Here is a 17,473-nt window from a genome sequence, read left to right as displayed (position 1 = left end):
CCGCGACTCCTTACAATCGCCGCTCGCTTGTAGGAGACCGCACGATGCTGATGGTGATTTCCCCCGCCAAGACCCTGGACTACGACACCGCACCGGTGACGCAGCGCTTCACCCTGCCCGAGCACCTGGACGACGCGCAGGAGCTGATCGGCATCCTGCGCGAACTTGCCCCGGCGCAGATCGCCGAACTGATGCACCTGTCGGACAAGCTGGCCGGCCTGAATGCCGCGCGCTTCGGCAGCTGGCACCCGGAGTTCACCCAGGAAAACGCCAAGCAGGCGCTGCTGGCCTTCAAGGGCGACGTCTACACCGGCATGCAGGCCGAGGACTTCAGCGAAGACGACTTCGATTTCGCCCAGCGCCACCTGCGCATGCTCTCCGGCCTCTATGGCGTCTTGCGCCCGCTGGACCTGATGCAGCCCTACCGCCTGGAGATGGGCACCAAGCTGGCCAACGCCCGCGGCAAGGACCTCTACGCCTTCTGGGGCGAGCGCATCAGCGGCTGGCTGAACGAGTCCCTGGCCGAGCAGGGCGACGATGTGCTGCTCAACCTGGCCTCCAACGAGTATTTCGGCGCGGTGAAGCGCAAGGCGCTGAACGCGCGGGTGATCGACACCGAGTTCAAGGACCTGAAGAACGGCCAGTACAAGATCATCAGCTTCTACGCCAAGAAGGCCCGCGGGATGATGGCGCGCTACGTGATCAAGGAGCGCCTGAGCAACCCCGAAGGCCTGAAGGACTTCAACTACGCGGGTTACGCCTACAGCGCCGAGCACTCCAAGGCGGACCAGCTGGTGTTCCTGCGCGACCACGCCGACGACTAAGTTGCCCCACCTGCTGCTCCCGTTTTCGTTTCGATCCCCCTTCCTGTCGGGCGCGCGAGCTTCGGTGGGGCGCCTCGATGGTGCGGTGACGCCGGTTACTGAGCCCGCACGTCCCGCAAAAACCTGCCTGATACCAAGTGGCCTGTAAGCCATTGACCATGGAACTGCACGGTCACGGGTGCCTGAACTGTACGTTTACTGCTCAAAACACCCCCTAATGCCCACACGGTTAAAATGGTCAAAATGACCGTTCGTCTGCTTCGGGATTAATCGTGAGAAATTTTTTCCGCCATCCGAACCGACCGGATGGATGGAAATAGTCCCGATTCGCTCCTGCCCTTGTAATCCATTGGCCATTAACAGCCCTTGGCCATGACATGCATTTCACGATTGCACTTTGCAAGAGAGAAAGCTGAACGGCAGCTGAACGAATGTCTTACCGACGATACACGGTCGTTTTTAACGAAAAATTCAATGGAACTTTTCCCGACCATGCACTTTGCACTGGAAAGGCCAAGTCGCGAATGGCCATTAATCCAGCATCAAGTGATATCAATTGGATATTTCAAATCATTTCCGAGGCGGGATGAGCGGAAGGAACTAACCGCATTTGAGATAAATCCTATTTGCGCAACGACCATCGATGGCGACCAGAAAGTGCCTCGGTGAGAAATTGGAGATTAGGTTCCAAGGTTATTTCGATTGGCAATCAGCGATTGAACTAAGCACCTAACCCAATGAAAAAACTGAACTTTTCAGATGACGAGGCAATCATCTAACCAGACTTGAGCACGCCAGGACGGAGAACGCACCAACTTTGCCATCCGCCTGAAACATAACAGGGCAACTATTCAAAGCTTGCCCCAAGACTGTGCTCGAAAGTTTAGCACTCGATTCCCATGCCTGCCTGGAAGGAAGTACGGAAGAACTCGAAAGAGCATCTTCCGAGGGTTCTTGCACCCTTTTAAAAACGCCCACGGGGCAACTTAAACAGTTCGACCATTGAAGAGGTGAATGCGATGCGTATCAGCATCTTTGGTCTTGGGTATGTTGGCGCAGTATGTGCCGGCTGCCTGTCCGCACGAGGCCATGAAGTCGTTGGGGTGGATGTCTCCACCACCAAGATCGATCTGATCAACAACGGGAAGTCGCCCATCGTCGAACCGGGCCTGGAGCCTCTGCTGGAGCAAGGCATCCGCACCGGTCGCCTGTCGGGCACCACCGACTTCAAGAAGGCCGTACTGGACACCGACGTGTCGTTCATCTGCGTCGGCACCCCGAGCAAGAAGAACGGCGACCTGGACCTGGGCTACATCGAGTCCGTGTGCCGCGAGATCGGCTACGCCATCCGCGAGAAGAAAGCGCGCCACACCGTGGTCGTACGCAGCACCGTGCTGCCGGGCACAGTGAACAACGTGGTGATCCCGATCATCGAGGATTGCTCGGGCAAGAAGGCCGGCGCCGACTTCGGCGTGGGCACCAACCCGGAGTTCCTGCGCGAATCCACCGCGATCAAGGACTACGACTTCCCGCCCATGACCGTCATCGGTGAGCTGGACGCCCAGACCGGCGACCTGCTGGAAGAAATCTACCGCGAGCTGGACGCGCCGATCATCCGCAAGACCATCGAGGTCGCGGAGATGATCAAGTACACCTGCAACGTCTGGCACGCCGCCAAGGTCACCTTCGCCAACGAGATCGGCAACATCGCCAAGGCAGTCGGCGTCGACGGCCGCGAGGTGATGGACGTGATCTGCCAGGACCGCAAGCTGAACCTCTCGCGCTACTACATGAAGCCCGGCTTCGCCTTCGGCGGCTCCTGCCTGCCCAAGGACGTACGCGCCCTCACCTACCGCGCCAGCCAGCTGGACATCGAACACCCGATGCTCGGCTCGATCATGCGCAGCAACCAGCACCAGGTGCAGAAGGCCTTCGACATTATCGCCGCCCACGGCAGCCGCAAGGTCGGCCTGCTTGGTCTGTCGTTCAAGTCCGGCACCGATGACCTGCGCGAAAGCCCCCTGGTGGAGCTGGCCGAGATGCTCATCGGCAAGGGCTACGAGCTGCAGATCTTCGACCGCAACGTCGAGTACGCCCGCGTCCATGGCGCGAACAAGGAGTACATCGAATCGAAGATCCCGCACGTTTCCTCGCTGCTGGTCTCGGACCTGGACGCGGTCGTGAAGTCCTCCGACGTGCTGGTGCTGGGCAACGGCGACGAGCTGTTCGTCGACGTCGTCAAGCAGGCGCCCGAGGGCAAGAAGGTCGTTGACCTGATCGGCTTCATGCCGAGTGTCAGCGACGAGCGCGCCGAAGGCATCTGCTGGTAAGCGCCATTTCCACCCGCGGGGGAGATGGGTGCAAGCGCATGCCCTCTCCCCCGCCCTCTCCCTGAAGGGAGAGGGCGTTGTCCGTGCCGGCTGACACCACGGTTTCATCCTGCACCGAACGGTCCCCTCTCCCTTCAGGGAGAGGGTTAGGGAGAGGGCCGCCCAGCGCGCAACCCACTTCCTTGCCCTCAAAATGCGACAGACGGATTTCGACGATGGAAACCTACAAACGAGTGATCGGTGAAGCCACGGGCTGGCTGGTCTTTCTCAGCCTGCTGATGCTGCTGGCGCTGCTGGTGCCACCGACCGTATTCGACGCCGAGTCCAAGGACTTCCTGCTGCTGATCGGCGCGGTTGGCATCTGGCGCTATTCCATGGGTGGCCTGCACTTCCTGCGCGGCATGCTGTTTCTCTACCTGGTCTACCCGCACTACCGGCGCAAGGTCCGCAAGCTCGGCGACGCAGCCGACCCGTCGCACGTTTACCTGATGGTCACCAGTTTCCGCATCGACGCGCTGACCACCTCCATGGTCTATCGCTCGGTCATCGAAGAAGCCATTGCCTGCGGCTACCCCACCACCGTGGTGTGCTCCATCGTCGAGATGTCCGACGAGGTGCTGATCAAGCAGCAGTGGCAGAAGCTCAACCCGCCGGACCACGTCAAGCTCGACTTCGTGCGTATCCCCGGCACCGGCAAGCGCGACGGCCTGGCCCATGGCTTCCGTGCCATCTCCCGCCACCTGCCGGATGAACACGCGGTGGTCGCGGTGATCGATGGCGACACCGTGCTCGAACCCGGCGTGGTGAAGAAGACCGTGCCCTGGTTCAAGCTCTTCCCCAACGTCGGCGGACTGACCACCAACGAATTCTGCGAAGTGCGCGGCAGCTACGTGATGAGCGAGTGGCACAAGCTGCGCTTCGCCCAGCGCCACATCAACATGTGCTCCATGGCCCTGTCCAAGCGCGTGCTGACCATGACCGGGCGCATGTCGGTATTCCGCGCCGCCGTGGTCACCGACCCGGACTTCATCACCGACGTCGAAAGCGACCACCTGGACCACTGGCGTCTGGGCCGTTTCCAGTTCCTCACCGGTGACGACAAGTCCAGCTGGTACAGCCTGATGCGCCTGGGCTACGACACCTTCTACGTGCCGGACGCGGCGATCAACACGGTCGAGCACCCGCCGGAGAAGAGCTTCATCAAGGCCAGCCGCAAGCTGATGTTCCGCTGGTACGGCAACAACCTGCGGCAGAACTCCCGCGCCCTGGCCCTGGGCCCGCAGCGCCTGGGCTGGTTCACCAGCGTGGTGCTGTTCGACCAGCGCCTGTCGATGTGGACCTGCCTGCTCGGCCTGGTCGCCGCGATCATCGCCAGCATCAAGTACAGCATCGCCTTCCTGCTCATCTACCTGCTGTGGATCGGCATCACCCGCTTCGTGCTGACCCTGCTGCTGTCGCTGTCGGGCCACCACATCGGGCCGGCCTACCCGGCGATTCTTTATTACAACCAGATCGTCGGCGCCCTGGTGAAGATCTACGTGTTCTTCCGCCTCGACCAGCAGTCCTGGACCCGCCAGAACACCAAGCTCGACCGCGGCCTGGCCAGCTTCCAGCGCTGGTTCAACACCTGGTCCTCGCGCGCCATGACTTTTTCCGCGGCCAGCGTTTTCGTCGCCGTACTGCTGACCATCGTTTGAAGGCTCTCTTTAGCCACGCCCCTTTTAGCTACGAACAGGACTCGACCCCATGAATACCGCCGTCAACGTCAATGTCGTGCATGAATCCGAAGCCCAGCGCCAGCACGCACGGGTCAAGCTGCCCGCGCGCATCCGCTACATCGGTGGCAACCGCGAAGGCGTCGATGCGCGCCTGCTGGACCTGTCCGCCGGCGGTTTCGCCTTCAGCTCGGCGAACAACACCCCGGTTCAGGTCGGCGACCTGCACAAGGGCAAGCTGCTGTTCCAGATCGACAGCATCAGCTTCTCCCTGGAGGTGGAATTCCAGGTGCGCTCCTACGACCGCGACAGTGGCCGCGTCGGTTGCGAATTCCAGCACCTGAAGCCGCGCGAGATCGCTGCCCTGCGCTACCTGATCACCTCCTACCTGGCTGGCGAAGTGATCAGCGTGGGCGACATGCTCAACACCCTGCAGCGCGAGAACTTCACCAAGGCCCGCAAGCACGGCGCAGGTTCGGGTGGCATGGGCTTCTTCGGGCGCTTCCGTGCCGTCACCGTGAGCACCGCGATCTTCGTGGTCGGCGTCGGTGCCTTCGCGGTGATCCTCAACCAGATCTACAACCTGTACTTCGTCACCCATGCCGATTCGGGCGTGGTCAGCGTGGCCAACCAGCAGATCACCATGCCCCGCGAAGGCACCGTGGAAAGCCTGGTGGAGCCGGGCGCGGAAGTCGCCAAGGGCGCGCCGATCGCCTCCTTCTCCGCCAACCTGCTGGACCTGCTCAAGGGCAACCTGACCGAAGAACAGCTCAACCCGAGCAACATCGAGAAGCTCTTCGGCCACCAGATGAAAGGCACCCTGACCAGCCCGTGCGATTGCCGCGTGGTCGAGCAGCGCGTCGCCAACGGCCAGTTCGCCAACAAGGGCGACGTGATCTTCACCCTGACCCCGCGCGACAGCACCGCCACCGTCGAGGCGCGCTTCCCCTACCGCAACGCCGCCGAACTCTCGCCGGGCACCCACGTGAACTTCCAGGTCGCCGGCGACAGCGAAGTACGCGGCGGCCGCATCCTGCGTACCGCGCCGGTGGACGGTGACCTGTCCTCGGAAATCCGCGTGCAGATCACCCCCGACCAGCCGCTCGACAGCCAGATGGCTGGCCGCCCGACTGAAGTCAGCATCGGCGGCCTGCCGGGCCGCACCCTGCTGAACAAGGCGATGGCCCTGGCCACCGCTCGCTAAGAGGACTGCCCGCATGAATCGACCTGTCTTGCGACACGCCCCGCATTTGGCACTGGCACTGGCCATCGCCGCAGCCGCCGGTTGCGCCGGCCTGCCCGACCAGCGACTGGCCCAGGAAGCCCTGGAGCGCGGCGACATCGCCACCGCCCAGGCCAACTTCCAGGCCCTGGCGACCATGGGTTACGCCGACGCACAGGTCGGACTGGCCGACATGCAGGCCGCCACCGGCGACCCCGACGAGCAGGCCCGCGCCGAGAAGCTCTACCGCGAAGCCGCCGAGAGCTCGCCGCGCGCCCGCGCCCGCCTGGGCAAATGGCTGGCGGCCAAGCCCGGCGGCAGCGACGCCGAGCACCGCGAAGCCGAGCAGTTGCTGAGCCGCGCCTTCAACGAAGGCGAGGACAGCGCGCTGGTGCCGCTGATCGTCCTCTACCTGCAATACCCGCAGGCCTGGCCGAACGTGAACCCGCAGCAGCGCATCGACCAGTGGCGCGCCCAGGGACTGCCGCAGGCCGATCTGGCGCAGATCATCCTGTACCGCACCCAGGGCACCTACGACCAACACCTCACCGAAGTCGAGCAGGTCTGCCAGCGCTGGCTGAACCGCATGGACGTGTGCTGGATGGAACTGGCCACCGTGTACCAGAAGCAGGGCAACGCGGATAAGCAGAAGGCCCACATCGAAGCACTCAAGGCAGGCTGGAAGGCCGGCCGCGTGCCGTCCGAGCGCGTCGAATCGGTGGCCGGCGTACTGGCCGATCCGAACATCGGCACCGCCGACCCGCAGGCTGCGCAGGCGCTGCTCACCGAGATCGCGCCGACCTACCCGGCCGCCTGGGTCAGCCTGGCCAAGCTGCAGTACGACAACCCAGACCTGGGCGATCTGGACCAGATGCTCGACTACCTGAAGAAAGCCCAGGACGCCGCCCAACCCCGCGCCGAGCTGCTGCTCGGGCGCCTCTATTACGACGGCAAGTGGGCCCCGCAGGAACCACAGAAAGCCGAGCAGCACCTGCTCAAGGCCGCCGCCAGCGAACCCCAGGCGCACTACTACCTGGGCCAGATCTACCGCCGCGGCTTCCTCGGCCAGGTCTACCCGCAGAAGGCCGTGGACCACCTGCTGATCGCCGCCCGCGCCGGCCAGGCCAGCGCCGACATGGCCCTCGCCCAGCTGTATTCGCAGGGCCGTGGCGTGCGCCCGAACTTGGTCAACGCCTACGTCTTCGGCGAACTCGCCCAGCGCCAGCAGGTACCCACCGCCAGCGACCTGATGGCGCAGCTCGAACCGCAGATCCAGCCGGCCGACCGCAGCGCCGCGCAGCAACTGCTCAAGCGTGAAGAACAGGCTCGCGGCGCCAACTGGCAAGCCACCGTCAGCCTTCTGCAGAACAACCAGGAACAAGAAAACCTATGAAGCGCATCGACCCGATGACCACCCCGCCGTTTGCTCTTATCGAAGGGATTAAGCCGCGAGCTCTGGCTACCGCTGTTCGCCGCGCCCGCCTGTTCCCTGCCATGTTCGGCGTCGGCCTGAGCCTGGCCGGCACCCTGTTCGGCAGCCTCGCCCACGGGGCGGAAGAGCCACCGAAGAACTTCGGCCTCGACATCAAGGTCACCGCCGAATCCGAGGATGATCGCGACCTGGGCACCGCCCACGGCGGCGACCTCAACGGCATCGGCCTGGACCTGCGCCCCTGGGCCTTCGGCCAGTGGGGCAACTGGAGCGCCTATGTGATGGGCCAGGCAGTTGCCGCCACCGACACCATTCAGACCGACACCCTGCAGAACGACGACGTCAACAACGACAGCAGCGGTCGCAGCGACAACAAGCGCGAGCCCGACGACGCCTACCTCGCCCTGCGCGAATTCTGGGTGGACTATGCCGGCCTCACTCAGTACCCCGGCGAGCACCTGCGCTTCGGTCGCCAGCGCCTGCGCGAAGACAGCGGCATGTGGCAGGACACCAACATCGAGGCCCTGAACTGGACCTTCGATACTACCCTGCTGCGCGCCCACCTTGGCGCCGCCCAGCGCTTCTCCGACTACCGTACCGACATCACTGACCTGGCGCCGGACGACAAGGACCGCACCCACGTCTTCGGAGACATCTCCACGCAGTGGATGCCCCAGCACTGGGTCGGCCTGCGCGTGCACCACGCCGACGACAGCGGCAGCCTGCCGGACCCGGGTGAAACCGTCGACTCGCTGGACAAGCGCTCCACCGGCGACCTCACCTGGGTTGGCATCGAGGCCAACGGCGACGGCTACAACTGGCGCTCGCAGATGCCCATCAACTACTGGGCCAGCGCCACCTGGCTCACCGGTAACCGCGACCGCCTGACCACCGTCCCGGTAAACGGCGAGCGTGTCGCCGCCGGCAAGCAGAGCGGCGATGTGGATGCCTACGGCGCGGACCTGGGCCTGCGCTGGAACATCGACGAGCAGTGGCGCGTCGGTGGCGCCTACGCCCGTGGCAGCGGTGGCGGCAAGAACGGCGAAGACCAGTTCGAACAGACGGGCCTGGAGAGCAACCGCTCCAACTTCACCGGCACCCGAGCCCGCGCGCACCGCTTCGGCGAAGCCTTCCGCGGTGAGCTGTCGAACCTTGAGGCCGCCACGCTGTTCGGCTCCTGGCAGCTGCGCGACGACTATGACGCCAGCGTCATCTACAACAAGTTCCGCCGCGTGGACAGCGATTCGGACATCGGCAACAGCGGCATCACCGCGCCGCTTGTGAATGACTCCAAGGACATCGGCCAGGAAGTCGACCTGGTCGTCACCAAGTACTTCAAGCAGGGCCTGCTGCCAGCCTCGATGAGTCAGGCGATCGACGAGCCGTCGGCGCTGATCCGCTTCCGCGGCGGCGTGTTCAAGCCCGGCGACGCTTACGGCAGCCACGTCGACTCGACCATGCACCACGCCTTCGTCGATGTGATCTGGCGCTTCTGAGGACTGTAGCGATGAACATCCGTCAGCTACCCGCGCTCGCACTCTGCCGTTCCCGGCGCGTAGCCGGGTACCTGGCGGATGACCGCGCGCAAGGAGACATGGCCATGAACCGCCACCCGTTACACGCCCTGCCGCTGACCGCGCTGCTGCTCGGCGGCCTGCTCAGCGCCGGCGCACCGGTCTGGGCGGCGCAGCCCGCGGCCAAGGCCGAGAGCAGTGCCAAGGCCGCCGCGAAAGGCAGCGAAGAGAAAACCGCCGAGGAGCATCCTGGCGCCGAGCCCGGCAAGACCCAGACGCTGAAGGAGTCCGGCAACTACACCGTGACCGCCGCGCCCAGCGAGCCGCTGCACCTGGAGCCGCCCAAGCTGCCCGACCTCACCGGCTACACCGCCGAGGCAGTGGAGAAGAAGATCGAGCGCAACAAGCGCGGCCAGGCCCACATCGAACGCATGGTCCAGCAGCAGCCGCTGAAGGAATTCACCGGCGGCAAGAACCGTCTCGCCGAGTGGGTGAAGCGCCAGCGCCAGATGCCCCAGGCGATCTTCATCGACGGTGGCTACGTCAACCTCGCGGAGCTGGCCGGCAAACTGCCGAAGACCGCCCTGGAACAGGTCGAGCCGGGCGTCTACATCGCCCGCCTGCCCATCGTCGTCAGCCAGGGCTCGACCCTGGAGATCGACAGAAAGGTCAAGGAACTGCGCCTGTCCCAGGACCGCGGCGCGTTCCTGGTCAACGACGGCAAGCTGTTCGTGCGCGACACCAAGGTCACTGCCTGGAACGAAGCGAAGAAAGAGCCGGCCTGGTACAAGACCCCCAACGAGTTCCGCCCCTTCCTGATCTCCTGGGGCGGCGCCGAGGCCTACCTGGTGAACAGCCATTTCACCAGCTTCGGTTACAACGCCTCCAAGGCCTACGGCATCTCCATCTCGCAGTACAGCCCGGGCATGGACAAGACCATGAAGCGCCCGCGCCCCAAAGGCTGGGTGATCGGCTCGACCTTCGAGGACGCCTGGTACGGCTTCTACTGCTACGAGGCGGACGATCTGGTGGTGCGCGGCAACACCTACAAGAACAACATCGTCTACGGCATCGACCCGCATGACCGCTCGCACCGTCTGGTCATCGCCGAGAACACCGTCTACGGGACGAAGAAGAAGCACGGCATCATCGTCTCCCGTGAGGTCAACGACAGCTGGATCATCCACAACAAGACCTACGACAACCACCTCTCCGGGATCGTCCTCGACCGTAATTCCGAGCGCAACCTGGTGGCCTACAACGAGGTGTACCGCAACCACTCCGACGGCATCACGCTCTACGAGTCGGGCGACAACCTCATCTACGGCAACCAGGTGCTGGCCAACCTGCGCCACGGCATCCGCATCCGCAACAGCGTGAACATCCGCCTGTACGAAAACCTCGCGGCCGGCAACAAGCTCATCGGCGTCTACGGCCACATCAAGGACCTGACCGACACCGACCGCAACATCGACCTCGACCCCTTCGACACCAAGGTCTCGCTGATCGTGGTCGGCGGCAAGCTGGCCGGCAATGGCTCGGGCCCGCTGTCGGTGGATTCGCCGCTGTCGCTGGAGCTCTACAAGGTGGCCATGCTCGGCCCGACCAAATCTTCCGGCATCAGCTTCAACGGCGTGCTCGGCGAGAAGCAGGACCAGATCCTGGACCTGCTGGTGCGCCAGCAACGCGCGGTGCTGATCGACCCCGTCGAAAGCCAGGCCGAACTGCAGAACTGAGGACCGACCATGAAACGTATGACCGTCAATTTCCTGCGCCTGTCGGGCCTCACCGCCGGCCTGCTGCTCGCCCACCACACCCTGGCCGCCGACGCACCGAGCTACACCGCTCAACCGGCCGCAGGCCTGTGCCCCACCGCATCCAACGACGCGGCGTACAACACCAAGTACCTGGGCTTCTTCACCCACCTGGTACCGGCCCAGGAAGACTGGCTGTTCCGCACCACCTACGACCTGCGCACCGACTTCGGCACCAGCGCCGAAGGCTGGCGCGAGCTCAAGCAGCTGCGCGACGAACTCAAGCGCAAGGGAATCGATCTCGTCGTGGTCTACCAGCCCACCCGTGGCCTGGTGAACCGCGAGAAGCTCAACCCGCAGGAGAAGGCCAGCTTCAACTACGACCTGGCCAAGCAGAACTACCAGGCGGCCATCGCCCAGTTCCGCAAGGCCGGCATCTACACCCCGGACTTCTCGCCGCTGTTCGACGAGAAGCAGGAGCATCCGTACTACTTCAAGGGTGACCACCACTGGACGCCGTACGGCGCGATGCGCAGCGCGAAGATCGTCGCCGACACCCTGAAGGAAATCCCCGCCTACAACGACATTCCCAAGAAGGAATTCGAGAGCAAGCGCGTGGGCCTGCTGTCCAAGCTCGGCACCTTCCACAAGGCTGCCGCGCAGCTGTGCGGCAGCAGCTACGCCCCACAGTACGTCGACCGCTTCGAGACCGAGCCGGTGGGCGATTCGGGCGGCGGTGACCTGTTCGGTGAAGGCGGCGATGCCCAGGTTGCGCTGGTGGGTACGTCCAACAGCGGCCCTGCCTACAACTTCGCCGGCTTCCTGGAGCAGTACGGCAAGGTCGACATCCTCAACAACGCCGTGTCTGGCGGCGGCTTCGACAGCTCCCTGCTGGCCTACATGACCAGCAAGGAATTCCACGACAAGCCGCCGAAGATCCTCATCTGGGAATTCGCCACCCACTACGACATGGCGCAGAAGAGCTTCTACCGCCAGGCCATGCCGCTGGTGGACAACGGCTGCGCCGACGGCAAGCCGGCCATCAGCCGCAAGGTCAAGCTGCACGCGGGCAGCAACGAGGTGCTACTCAACAGCGGCGCCCTGCCGATCCGCTCGGGCAGCTACACCGCCGACGTCACCTACTCCGACCCCGGTGTGCACGAACTCAAGAACACCATCTGGTACATGAACGGTCGTCGCGAGCAGCTGAAGATCGAGCAGTCCAAGGCCGTGGATACCGGCGGACGCTACGTCTTCGAACTGCGCAACGACGAAGACTGGTCGAACCAGCAGTTCCTCTCCCTGGAGATCGAGGCGCCGGACGACATGCCGGCGGGCCTGGAAGTCGAGGCCAAGCTCTGTCAGACGCCCAAAGCCAAGTCGGCCGACGTGGCCGCCAACTGAAGCGAGGGACAAGCACCATGCCCAGCCTCCACAAGATCAAGACACCCGTTGTCGCCCGCATCGGCCTCACCATCGCGGTGCTCGGCGCGCTGTTCGGCGAAAGCACCACCTACGCCGCCGACCTGATGCCGCCGCCGGGCTACTTCTCCGCCGTCGGCGACAAGGGCAGCAAGAAGGACGCGGACAGTTGCCCCACCGCCCCGACGCCCTACACCGGCAGCCTGCAGTTCACCAGCAAGTACAAGGGTTCGGACTCGGCACGCGCCACCTTCAACGCGGATGCGGACAAGGAGTTCCGCACCCAGATCAAGGACATCACCGACATGGAGCGCGGCGCCACCAAGCTCATCACCCAGTACATGCGCAGCGGCAACAAGGGCGACCTGGACTGCGCGATGAACTGGCTCGACAGCTGGGCGAAGGCCGGCGCGCTGGAAAGCACCGACTTCAACCACACCGGCAAGTCCATGCGCAAATGGGCACTGGGCAGCCTGTCGTCGTCCTACATGCGCCTGAAGTTCTCCAGCAGCCGCCCGCTGGCGGCCTACTCCGAGCAATCGAAGGAGATCGAGAACTGGTTCAGCACCCTGGGCAGCCAGGTGGTGCGCGACTGGAGCGACCTGCCGCTGAAGAAGATCAACAACCACTCCTACTGGGCCGCCTGGTCGGTGATGTCCACCGCCGTGGTGACCAACCGCCGCGACCTGTTCGACTGGTCGGTGCAGGAATTCAAGGTCGCCGCCAACCAGGTGGACAACGACGGCTACCTGCCCAACGAACTCAAGCGCCGCCAGCGTGCGCTGTCGTACCACAACTACTCGCTGCCGCCGCTGACCATGATCGCCGCCTTCGCCCAGGTGAACGGCGTCGACCTGCGCCAGGAAAACAACGGCGCCCTGCAGCGCCTGGCCAACCGCGTGATGCAAGGCGTGGACGACCAGGACGCATTCGACGAGAAAACCGGCAACGACCAGGACATGGCCGACCTGAAGGAGAACAGCAAGTTCGCCTGGCTGGAACCCTACTGCGCGCTCTACAGCTGCGCGCCGAAAACCCAGGACTGGAAGAAGAAGATGGAGCCGTTCAACAGCTTCCGCCTGGGGGGTGAAGTGACCAAGGTTTTCAACCGTCAGGGGGCGGGGAGCTGAGGCCGAAAGGCAAGAGCCCCTCTCCCCCGCCCTCTCCCTGAAGGGAGAGGGAGCTTTCCGAGTGCTCGGGAAGCACTGAGTCAGCCGGCATGCACGAAAACAGCAGCCAGCACGGATACCCCCTCTCCCCAGGGAAAGGGGACTGAGCGGCAACAAGCGAAACACCGAGCCAACCGGCAACTCCGGGCGGCCCCCTCTCCCTTCAGGGAGAGGGCTGGGGAGAGGGAACCCCCAACGCCGAAGTACGGCGAGCAACACCACCCGACCTACGCAACCAAAGACGCGGGCGGGAGCAACAGATTGAGCACCACCAGGGGAGGAATTGGCGGGTTGATCCGGCCTTTCCTTGGGCGTCCACAGTGACGCCGGAAGAAGGGCTGGAGCGGCCTTTGATTTGAAGCTCCAGAGAGAGACGCGGAATGGTCTTTTCTTCCAACGTGTTCCTGTTCCTGTTCCTGCCGGTCTTCCTCGGCTTGTACTACCTGAGCGGGAACCGCTACCGGAACCTCCTGCTGCTGGTCGCCAGCTACATCTTCTACGCCTGGTGGCGGGTGGACTTCCTCCTGCTGTTCGCTGGCGTCACGGTGTTCAACTACTGGATCGGCCTGCGTATCGGGGCCGCCGGCGTACGCACCAAAGCCGCCCAGCGCTGGCTGCTGCTCGGCGTGGTGGTCGACCTCTGCGTGCTGGGCTACTTCAAGTACGCCAACTTCGGCGTGGACAGCCTCAACGAGATCATCACCTCGTTCGGCATGCAGCCCTTCGTGCTGACCCACATCCTGCTGCCCATCGGCATCAGCTTCTACACCTTCGAATCGATCAGCTACATCATCGACGTGTACCGCGGCGACACCCCGGCCACGCACAACCTGATCGACTTCGCGGCCTTCGTGGCGATCTTCCCGCACCTGATCGCCGGCCCCGTGCTGCGCTTCAAGGACCTGGTCGACCAGTTCAACCACCGCACCCACACCGTCGACAAGTTCGCCGAAGGCTGCACCCGCTTCATGCAGGGCTTCGTCAAGAAGGTGTTCATCGCCGACACCCTGGCCGCGGTGGCCGACCACTGCTTCGCGCTACAGAACCCCACCACGGGCGACGCCTGGCTCGGCGCGCTGGCCTACACCGCGCAGCTGTACTTCGACTTCTCCGGCTACAGCGACATGGCCATCGGCCTGGGCCTGATGATGGGCTTCCGCTTCATGGAGAACTTCAACCAGCCCTACATCAGCCAGTCGATCACCGAGTTCTGGCGGCGCTGGCACATCAGCCTGTCCACCTGGCTGCGCGACTACCTGTACATCAGCCTGGGCGGCAACCGCGGCACCACCTTCCAGACCTACCGCAACCTGATCCTCACCATGCTGCTGGGCGGCCTGTGGCACGGCGCCAACGTCACCTACATCATCTGGGGCGCCTGGCACGGCGTGTGGCTGGCCGTCGAGCGCGCCCTGGGCGTGAACGCCGCGCCGCGTGTGCTCAACCCGCTGAAGTGGGCCTTCACCTTCCTGCTGGTGATCGTCGGCTGGGTGATCTTCCGCGCCGAGAACCTGCACGTGGCCTGGCGCATGTACGAAGCCATGTTCAGCTTCGGCGACTGGAAGCTCTCCGAGCTCAACCGCGCCAGCCTCACCGGCCTGCAGGTCGGCACCCTGGTGATCGCCTACCTCGTGCTGGCCTTCTTCGGCATCCGCCAGTTCTACAACCAGCCGATGCAGGACAAGGCACCCAAGGCCGCCGCGAAGACCGAGCAGGTCGACGCCGACGGCCCGGCCAGCGCCCAGCCGCGTACCCCGGCCATGGCCCGGCAGGACCCGGCCGCCATCGCCTATTCGCCCAGCGGCGCCGCCGTCTACCAGCCGCACTGGATGACCCAGCTGCCGGTACTGGCCACCCGACTCGCCCTGCTCCTGCTGTTCGCCGCTTCGGTGCTCAAGCTTTCGGCGCAGAGCTACTCGCCGTTCCTCTACTTCCAGTTCTGAGCGAGGCCGGATCATGCAATCGACCACTCAACCCAAGATCAGCAAACCCCTGCAGTACGCCTACATCGCCGCTTTCGGCGGCATGCTGCTGGGCCTGGCCGGCTGGTCGCTGAAGGCCTTCCCCAGCTTCTCCGCCGCCGAAGGCACCACGGTGCTCAACGGCAAGCTGGCGCACGCCTTCGAAGGCCACTACGACGACGAATTCCCAATCAAGCGCCTGGGCACCAACCTCTGGGCCGCGCTGGACTACACCGTCTTCGACGAGGGCCGCCCCGGCGTGGTGATCGGCAAGGACGGCTGGCTGTTCACCGATGAAGAGTTCAAGCCCGCGCCGACCCAACAGCAGCTCGACGACAACTGGGCGCTGGTGCGCGGTGTGCAGCAGGAACTGGAGCGCCGCGGCGTGAAGCTGGTGCTGGCAATCATCCCGGCCAAGACCCGCCTCTACCCCGAGTTCGTCGGCAAGGAGCAACCCGCCGCCCTGCACGCCTCGCTCTACACCGACTTCCTGCAGCGCGCCCGCCAGGCCGGCATGGCCGCGCCCGAGCTGCTGGGGACGCTGGAGAAAGCCAAGGACAACGGCCAGGTGTTCCTGCGTACCGACACCCACTGGACCCCGCTGGGCGCCGAAGCCGTGGCCCAGCGCCTGGGTGAAAGCATCCGCCAGGGCCAGGGCGCCGACCTGCCGACCCAGACCTTCGTCACCGAGGCCGGCAAGAGCGGCGCGCACAAGGGCGACCTGCTCACCTTCCTGCCGCTGGACCCGCTGTTCACCGACCTGTTGCCGCCCGAAGACCAGCTGGAACAGCGCCAGACCCATCCGGCCGACGACGCCACGGCGGCATCCGAAGGTGGCGGCGACCTGTTCGGCGACAGCGCCCAGCCGCAGATCGCCCTGGTCGGCACCAGCTACAGCGCCAACCCGCGCTGGAACTTCGCTGGCGCGCTGAAGCAGGCGCTGTCGGCGGACGTCATCAACTACGCCAAGGAGGGCAAGGGCCCCCTGGAACCGATGCTCGAACTGCTGCAGGACGAAGGCTTCAAGAAAGCCCCGGCCAAGCTGCTGGTCTGGGAATTCCCCGAACGCTACCTGCCGATGCACAGCGACCTCAGCCAGTTCAACCAGGACTGGCTGGCGCAACTGCGTGCGGACGGTAACCGCGACGAACGCCTGGCTTCCAACCAGGCCGCTCACTGACCCGAACACCCACGGCGCACCAAGCGCTGGAACTGGGCACCTCTTGTGCCCCCCAAGAGAGAAAGACGGAGGTACACCCCATGAACCGACTGAGCATTCGCACCCTGAAGTCGTCCGCCCTCGCCCTCGCCCTGGGCGCCGCATCCTTTGGCGCCTTCGCCGGCGGTGAAGGCGCGCTCTACGGCCCGCAGGCACCCAAGGGCTCCACCTTCGTGCGGGCTTACAACGCCGGCAGCTCCGAGCTGTCCGTCAGCGTCGGCAACGCCACCCTCAACGACATCTCGCCGCTGGGCTCCAGCGACTTCAAGTTCCTCCCGCCCGGCAACTACACCGCCAAGGTCGGCTCCCAGAGCCTGCCGGTGAAACTAGATCCGGACGCCTACTACACCCTCGTCAGCCAGCCTGGCGGCCACCCGCGACTGGTGCCCGAGCCGCCGTTCAAGAACAAGCAGAAGGCCCTGGTCCGCGTGCAGAACCTCAGCGGCAAGGCCCTCACCCTGAAGACCGCCGATGGCAAGACCGAAGTGGTCAGCAACGTCGCCCCGCAAAGCCACGGCGACCGCGAGATCAACCCGGTGAAGGTCAACCTCGCCCTGTTCGACGGCGCCAAGAAGGTCAGCGACCTCAAGCCCGTCACCCTCGAGCGCGGTGAAGTGGTCTGCCTCTACGTCACCGGCGACAGCAAGCTGAACCCGGTGTGGGTGAAGCGTCCGGTGAAGGCGGATTGAGGTCTTGAAGCGGATGGCGCGCCCTAGGGAAGCCCCTCTCCCTAACCCTCTCCCTGAAGGGAGAGGGGACCGTTCGGCGTCAAGCGCACCTATGGCGCTCACTGAAACGCAGAAGTGGCCGGCTGACACAGTTCTCGCCATCCGCACGGATTGCCCCCTCTCCCTTCAGGGAGAGGGCTGGGGAGAGGGTGCCAAGCCCCGCTCCCAAACCTACAAACAGAA

At 64.4% G+C, this 17,473-nt stretch carries 12 protein-coding genes; all 12 read left to right on the top strand.

Going from position 1 to position 17,473, the window contains the following annotated elements; all coding sequences use genetic code 11:
* The first annotated feature begins 44 nt into the window (after window positions 1-44).
* Window positions 45-824 carry a peroxide stress protein YaaA gene (gene yaaA, locus G4G71_RS08980; RefSeq protein WP_169936926.1) on the top strand — a complete coding sequence of 260 codons (780 nt, stop codon included), beginning with the start codon at window positions 45-47 and terminating at the stop codon, window positions 822-824.
* Between the two features lie 1,019 nt (window positions 825-1,843).
* Window positions 1,844-3,154: a GDP-mannose 6-dehydrogenase gene (algD, locus tag G4G71_RS08975; RefSeq protein ID WP_169936924.1), complete on the top strand. Its 1,311-nt coding sequence runs from the start codon at window positions 1,844-1,846 to the stop codon at window positions 3,152-3,154.
* A gap of 215 nt (window positions 3,155-3,369) precedes the next feature.
* Window positions 3,370-4,851, top strand: a complete 1,482-nt coding sequence (gene alg8, locus G4G71_RS08970; protein WP_037015978.1) for a mannuronan synthase — start codon at window positions 3,370-3,372, stop codon at window positions 4,849-4,851.
* Between the two features lie 49 nt (window positions 4,852-4,900).
* Window positions 4,901-6,073, top strand: a complete 1,173-nt coding sequence (locus G4G71_RS08965) for an alginate biosynthesis protein Alg44 (RefSeq protein ID WP_054910083.1) — start codon at window positions 4,901-4,903, stop codon at window positions 6,071-6,073.
* A 13-nt stretch (window positions 6,074-6,086) separates the two neighbouring features.
* On the top strand, window positions 6,087-7,484 hold the full coding sequence (algK, locus tag G4G71_RS08960) for an alginate biosynthesis TPR repeat lipoprotein AlgK (RefSeq protein WP_169936922.1): 1,398 nt from the start codon (window positions 6,087-6,089) through the stop codon (window positions 7,482-7,484).
* A 101-nt stretch (window positions 7,485-7,585) separates the two neighbouring features.
* Complete coding sequence (locus G4G71_RS08955) at window positions 7,586-9,019, top strand: alginate export family protein (protein ID WP_169942573.1); 1,434 nt, start codon at window positions 7,586-7,588, stop codon at window positions 9,017-9,019.
* Between the two features lie 104 nt (window positions 9,020-9,123).
* Window positions 9,124-10,773, top strand: coding sequence for a mannuronan 5-epimerase AlgG (algG, locus tag G4G71_RS08950; RefSeq protein WP_420825991.1), 1,650 nt, complete (start codon window positions 9,124-9,126; stop codon window positions 10,771-10,773).
* A gap of 9 nt (window positions 10,774-10,782) precedes the next feature.
* Window positions 10,783-12,195 (top strand): alginate O-acetyltransferase, encoded by a 1,413-nt coding sequence (locus G4G71_RS08945; RefSeq protein WP_169936920.1) that lies wholly within the window; start codon window positions 10,783-10,785, stop codon window positions 12,193-12,195.
* Between the two features lie 35 nt (window positions 12,196-12,230).
* The gene (locus G4G71_RS08940) at window positions 12,231-13,343 is read left to right on the top strand and encodes a mannuronate-specific alginate lyase (RefSeq protein WP_169942567.1); all 1,113 of its coding nucleotides are present in this window, start codon (window positions 12,231-12,233) and stop codon (window positions 13,341-13,343) included.
* Between the two features lie 419 nt (window positions 13,344-13,762).
* Window positions 13,763-15,325, top strand: a complete 1,563-nt coding sequence (locus tag G4G71_RS08935) for an MBOAT family O-acyltransferase (RefSeq protein ID WP_169936918.1) — start codon at window positions 13,763-13,765, stop codon at window positions 15,323-15,325.
* Between the two features lie 13 nt (window positions 15,326-15,338).
* A complete protein-coding gene (locus G4G71_RS08930; RefSeq protein ID WP_169936916.1) occupies window positions 15,339-16,523 on the top strand; it encodes an alginate O-acetyltransferase in 1,185 nt (394 codons plus the stop codon).
* Window positions 16,524-16,603: 80 nt separating this feature from the next.
* Window positions 16,604-17,251, top strand: a complete 648-nt coding sequence (locus G4G71_RS08925; protein ID WP_169936914.1) for an alginate O-acetyltransferase AlgF — start codon at window positions 16,604-16,606, stop codon at window positions 17,249-17,251.
* Window positions 17,252-17,473: the final 222 nt, after the last annotated feature.

The organism is Pseudomonas multiresinivorans, from assembly GCF_012971725.1.
In the GTDB taxonomy this organism is placed as follows: Bacteria; Pseudomonadota; Gammaproteobacteria; order Pseudomonadales; family Pseudomonadaceae; genus Pseudomonas; species Pseudomonas multiresinivorans.
Note: the sequence above shows the minus strand (reverse complement) of the source record. Positions and strands in the feature narration are given on the sequence as shown.

Bases quoted from the DNA above. Each gene is read 5' to 3' on its own strand.
- yaaA (WP_169936926.1), top strand. From the start codon at position 45: ATGCTGATGGTGATTTCCCCCGCCAAGACCCTGGACTACGACACCGCA.
- G4G71_RS08965 (WP_054910083.1), top strand. From the start codon at position 4,901: ATGAATACCGCCGTCAACGTCAATGTCGTGCATGAATCCGAAGCCCAG.
- G4G71_RS08945 (WP_169936920.1), top strand. From the start codon at position 10,783: ATGAAACGTATGACCGTCAATTTCCTGCGCCTGTCGGGCCTCACCGCC.
- algG (WP_420825991.1), top strand. From the start codon at position 9,124: ATGAACCGCCACCCGTTACACGCCCTGCCGCTGACCGCGCTGCTGCTC.
- G4G71_RS08930 (WP_169936916.1), top strand. From the start codon at position 15,339: ATGCAATCGACCACTCAACCCAAGATCAGCAAACCCCTGCAGTACGCC.
- alg8 (WP_037015978.1), top strand. From the start codon at position 3,370: ATGGAAACCTACAAACGAGTGATCGGTGAAGCCACGGGCTGGCTGGTC.
- algK (WP_169936922.1), top strand. From the start codon at position 6,087: ATGAATCGACCTGTCTTGCGACACGCCCCGCATTTGGCACTGGCACTG.
- G4G71_RS08935 (WP_169936918.1), top strand. From the start codon at position 13,763: ATGGTCTTTTCTTCCAACGTGTTCCTGTTCCTGTTCCTGCCGGTCTTC.
- G4G71_RS08955 (WP_169942573.1), top strand. From the start codon at position 7,586: ATGTTCGGCGTCGGCCTGAGCCTGGCCGGCACCCTGTTCGGCAGCCTC.
- algD (WP_169936924.1), top strand. From the start codon at position 1,844: ATGCGTATCAGCATCTTTGGTCTTGGGTATGTTGGCGCAGTATGTGCC.
- G4G71_RS08925 (WP_169936914.1), top strand. From the start codon at position 16,604: ATGAACCGACTGAGCATTCGCACCCTGAAGTCGTCCGCCCTCGCCCTC.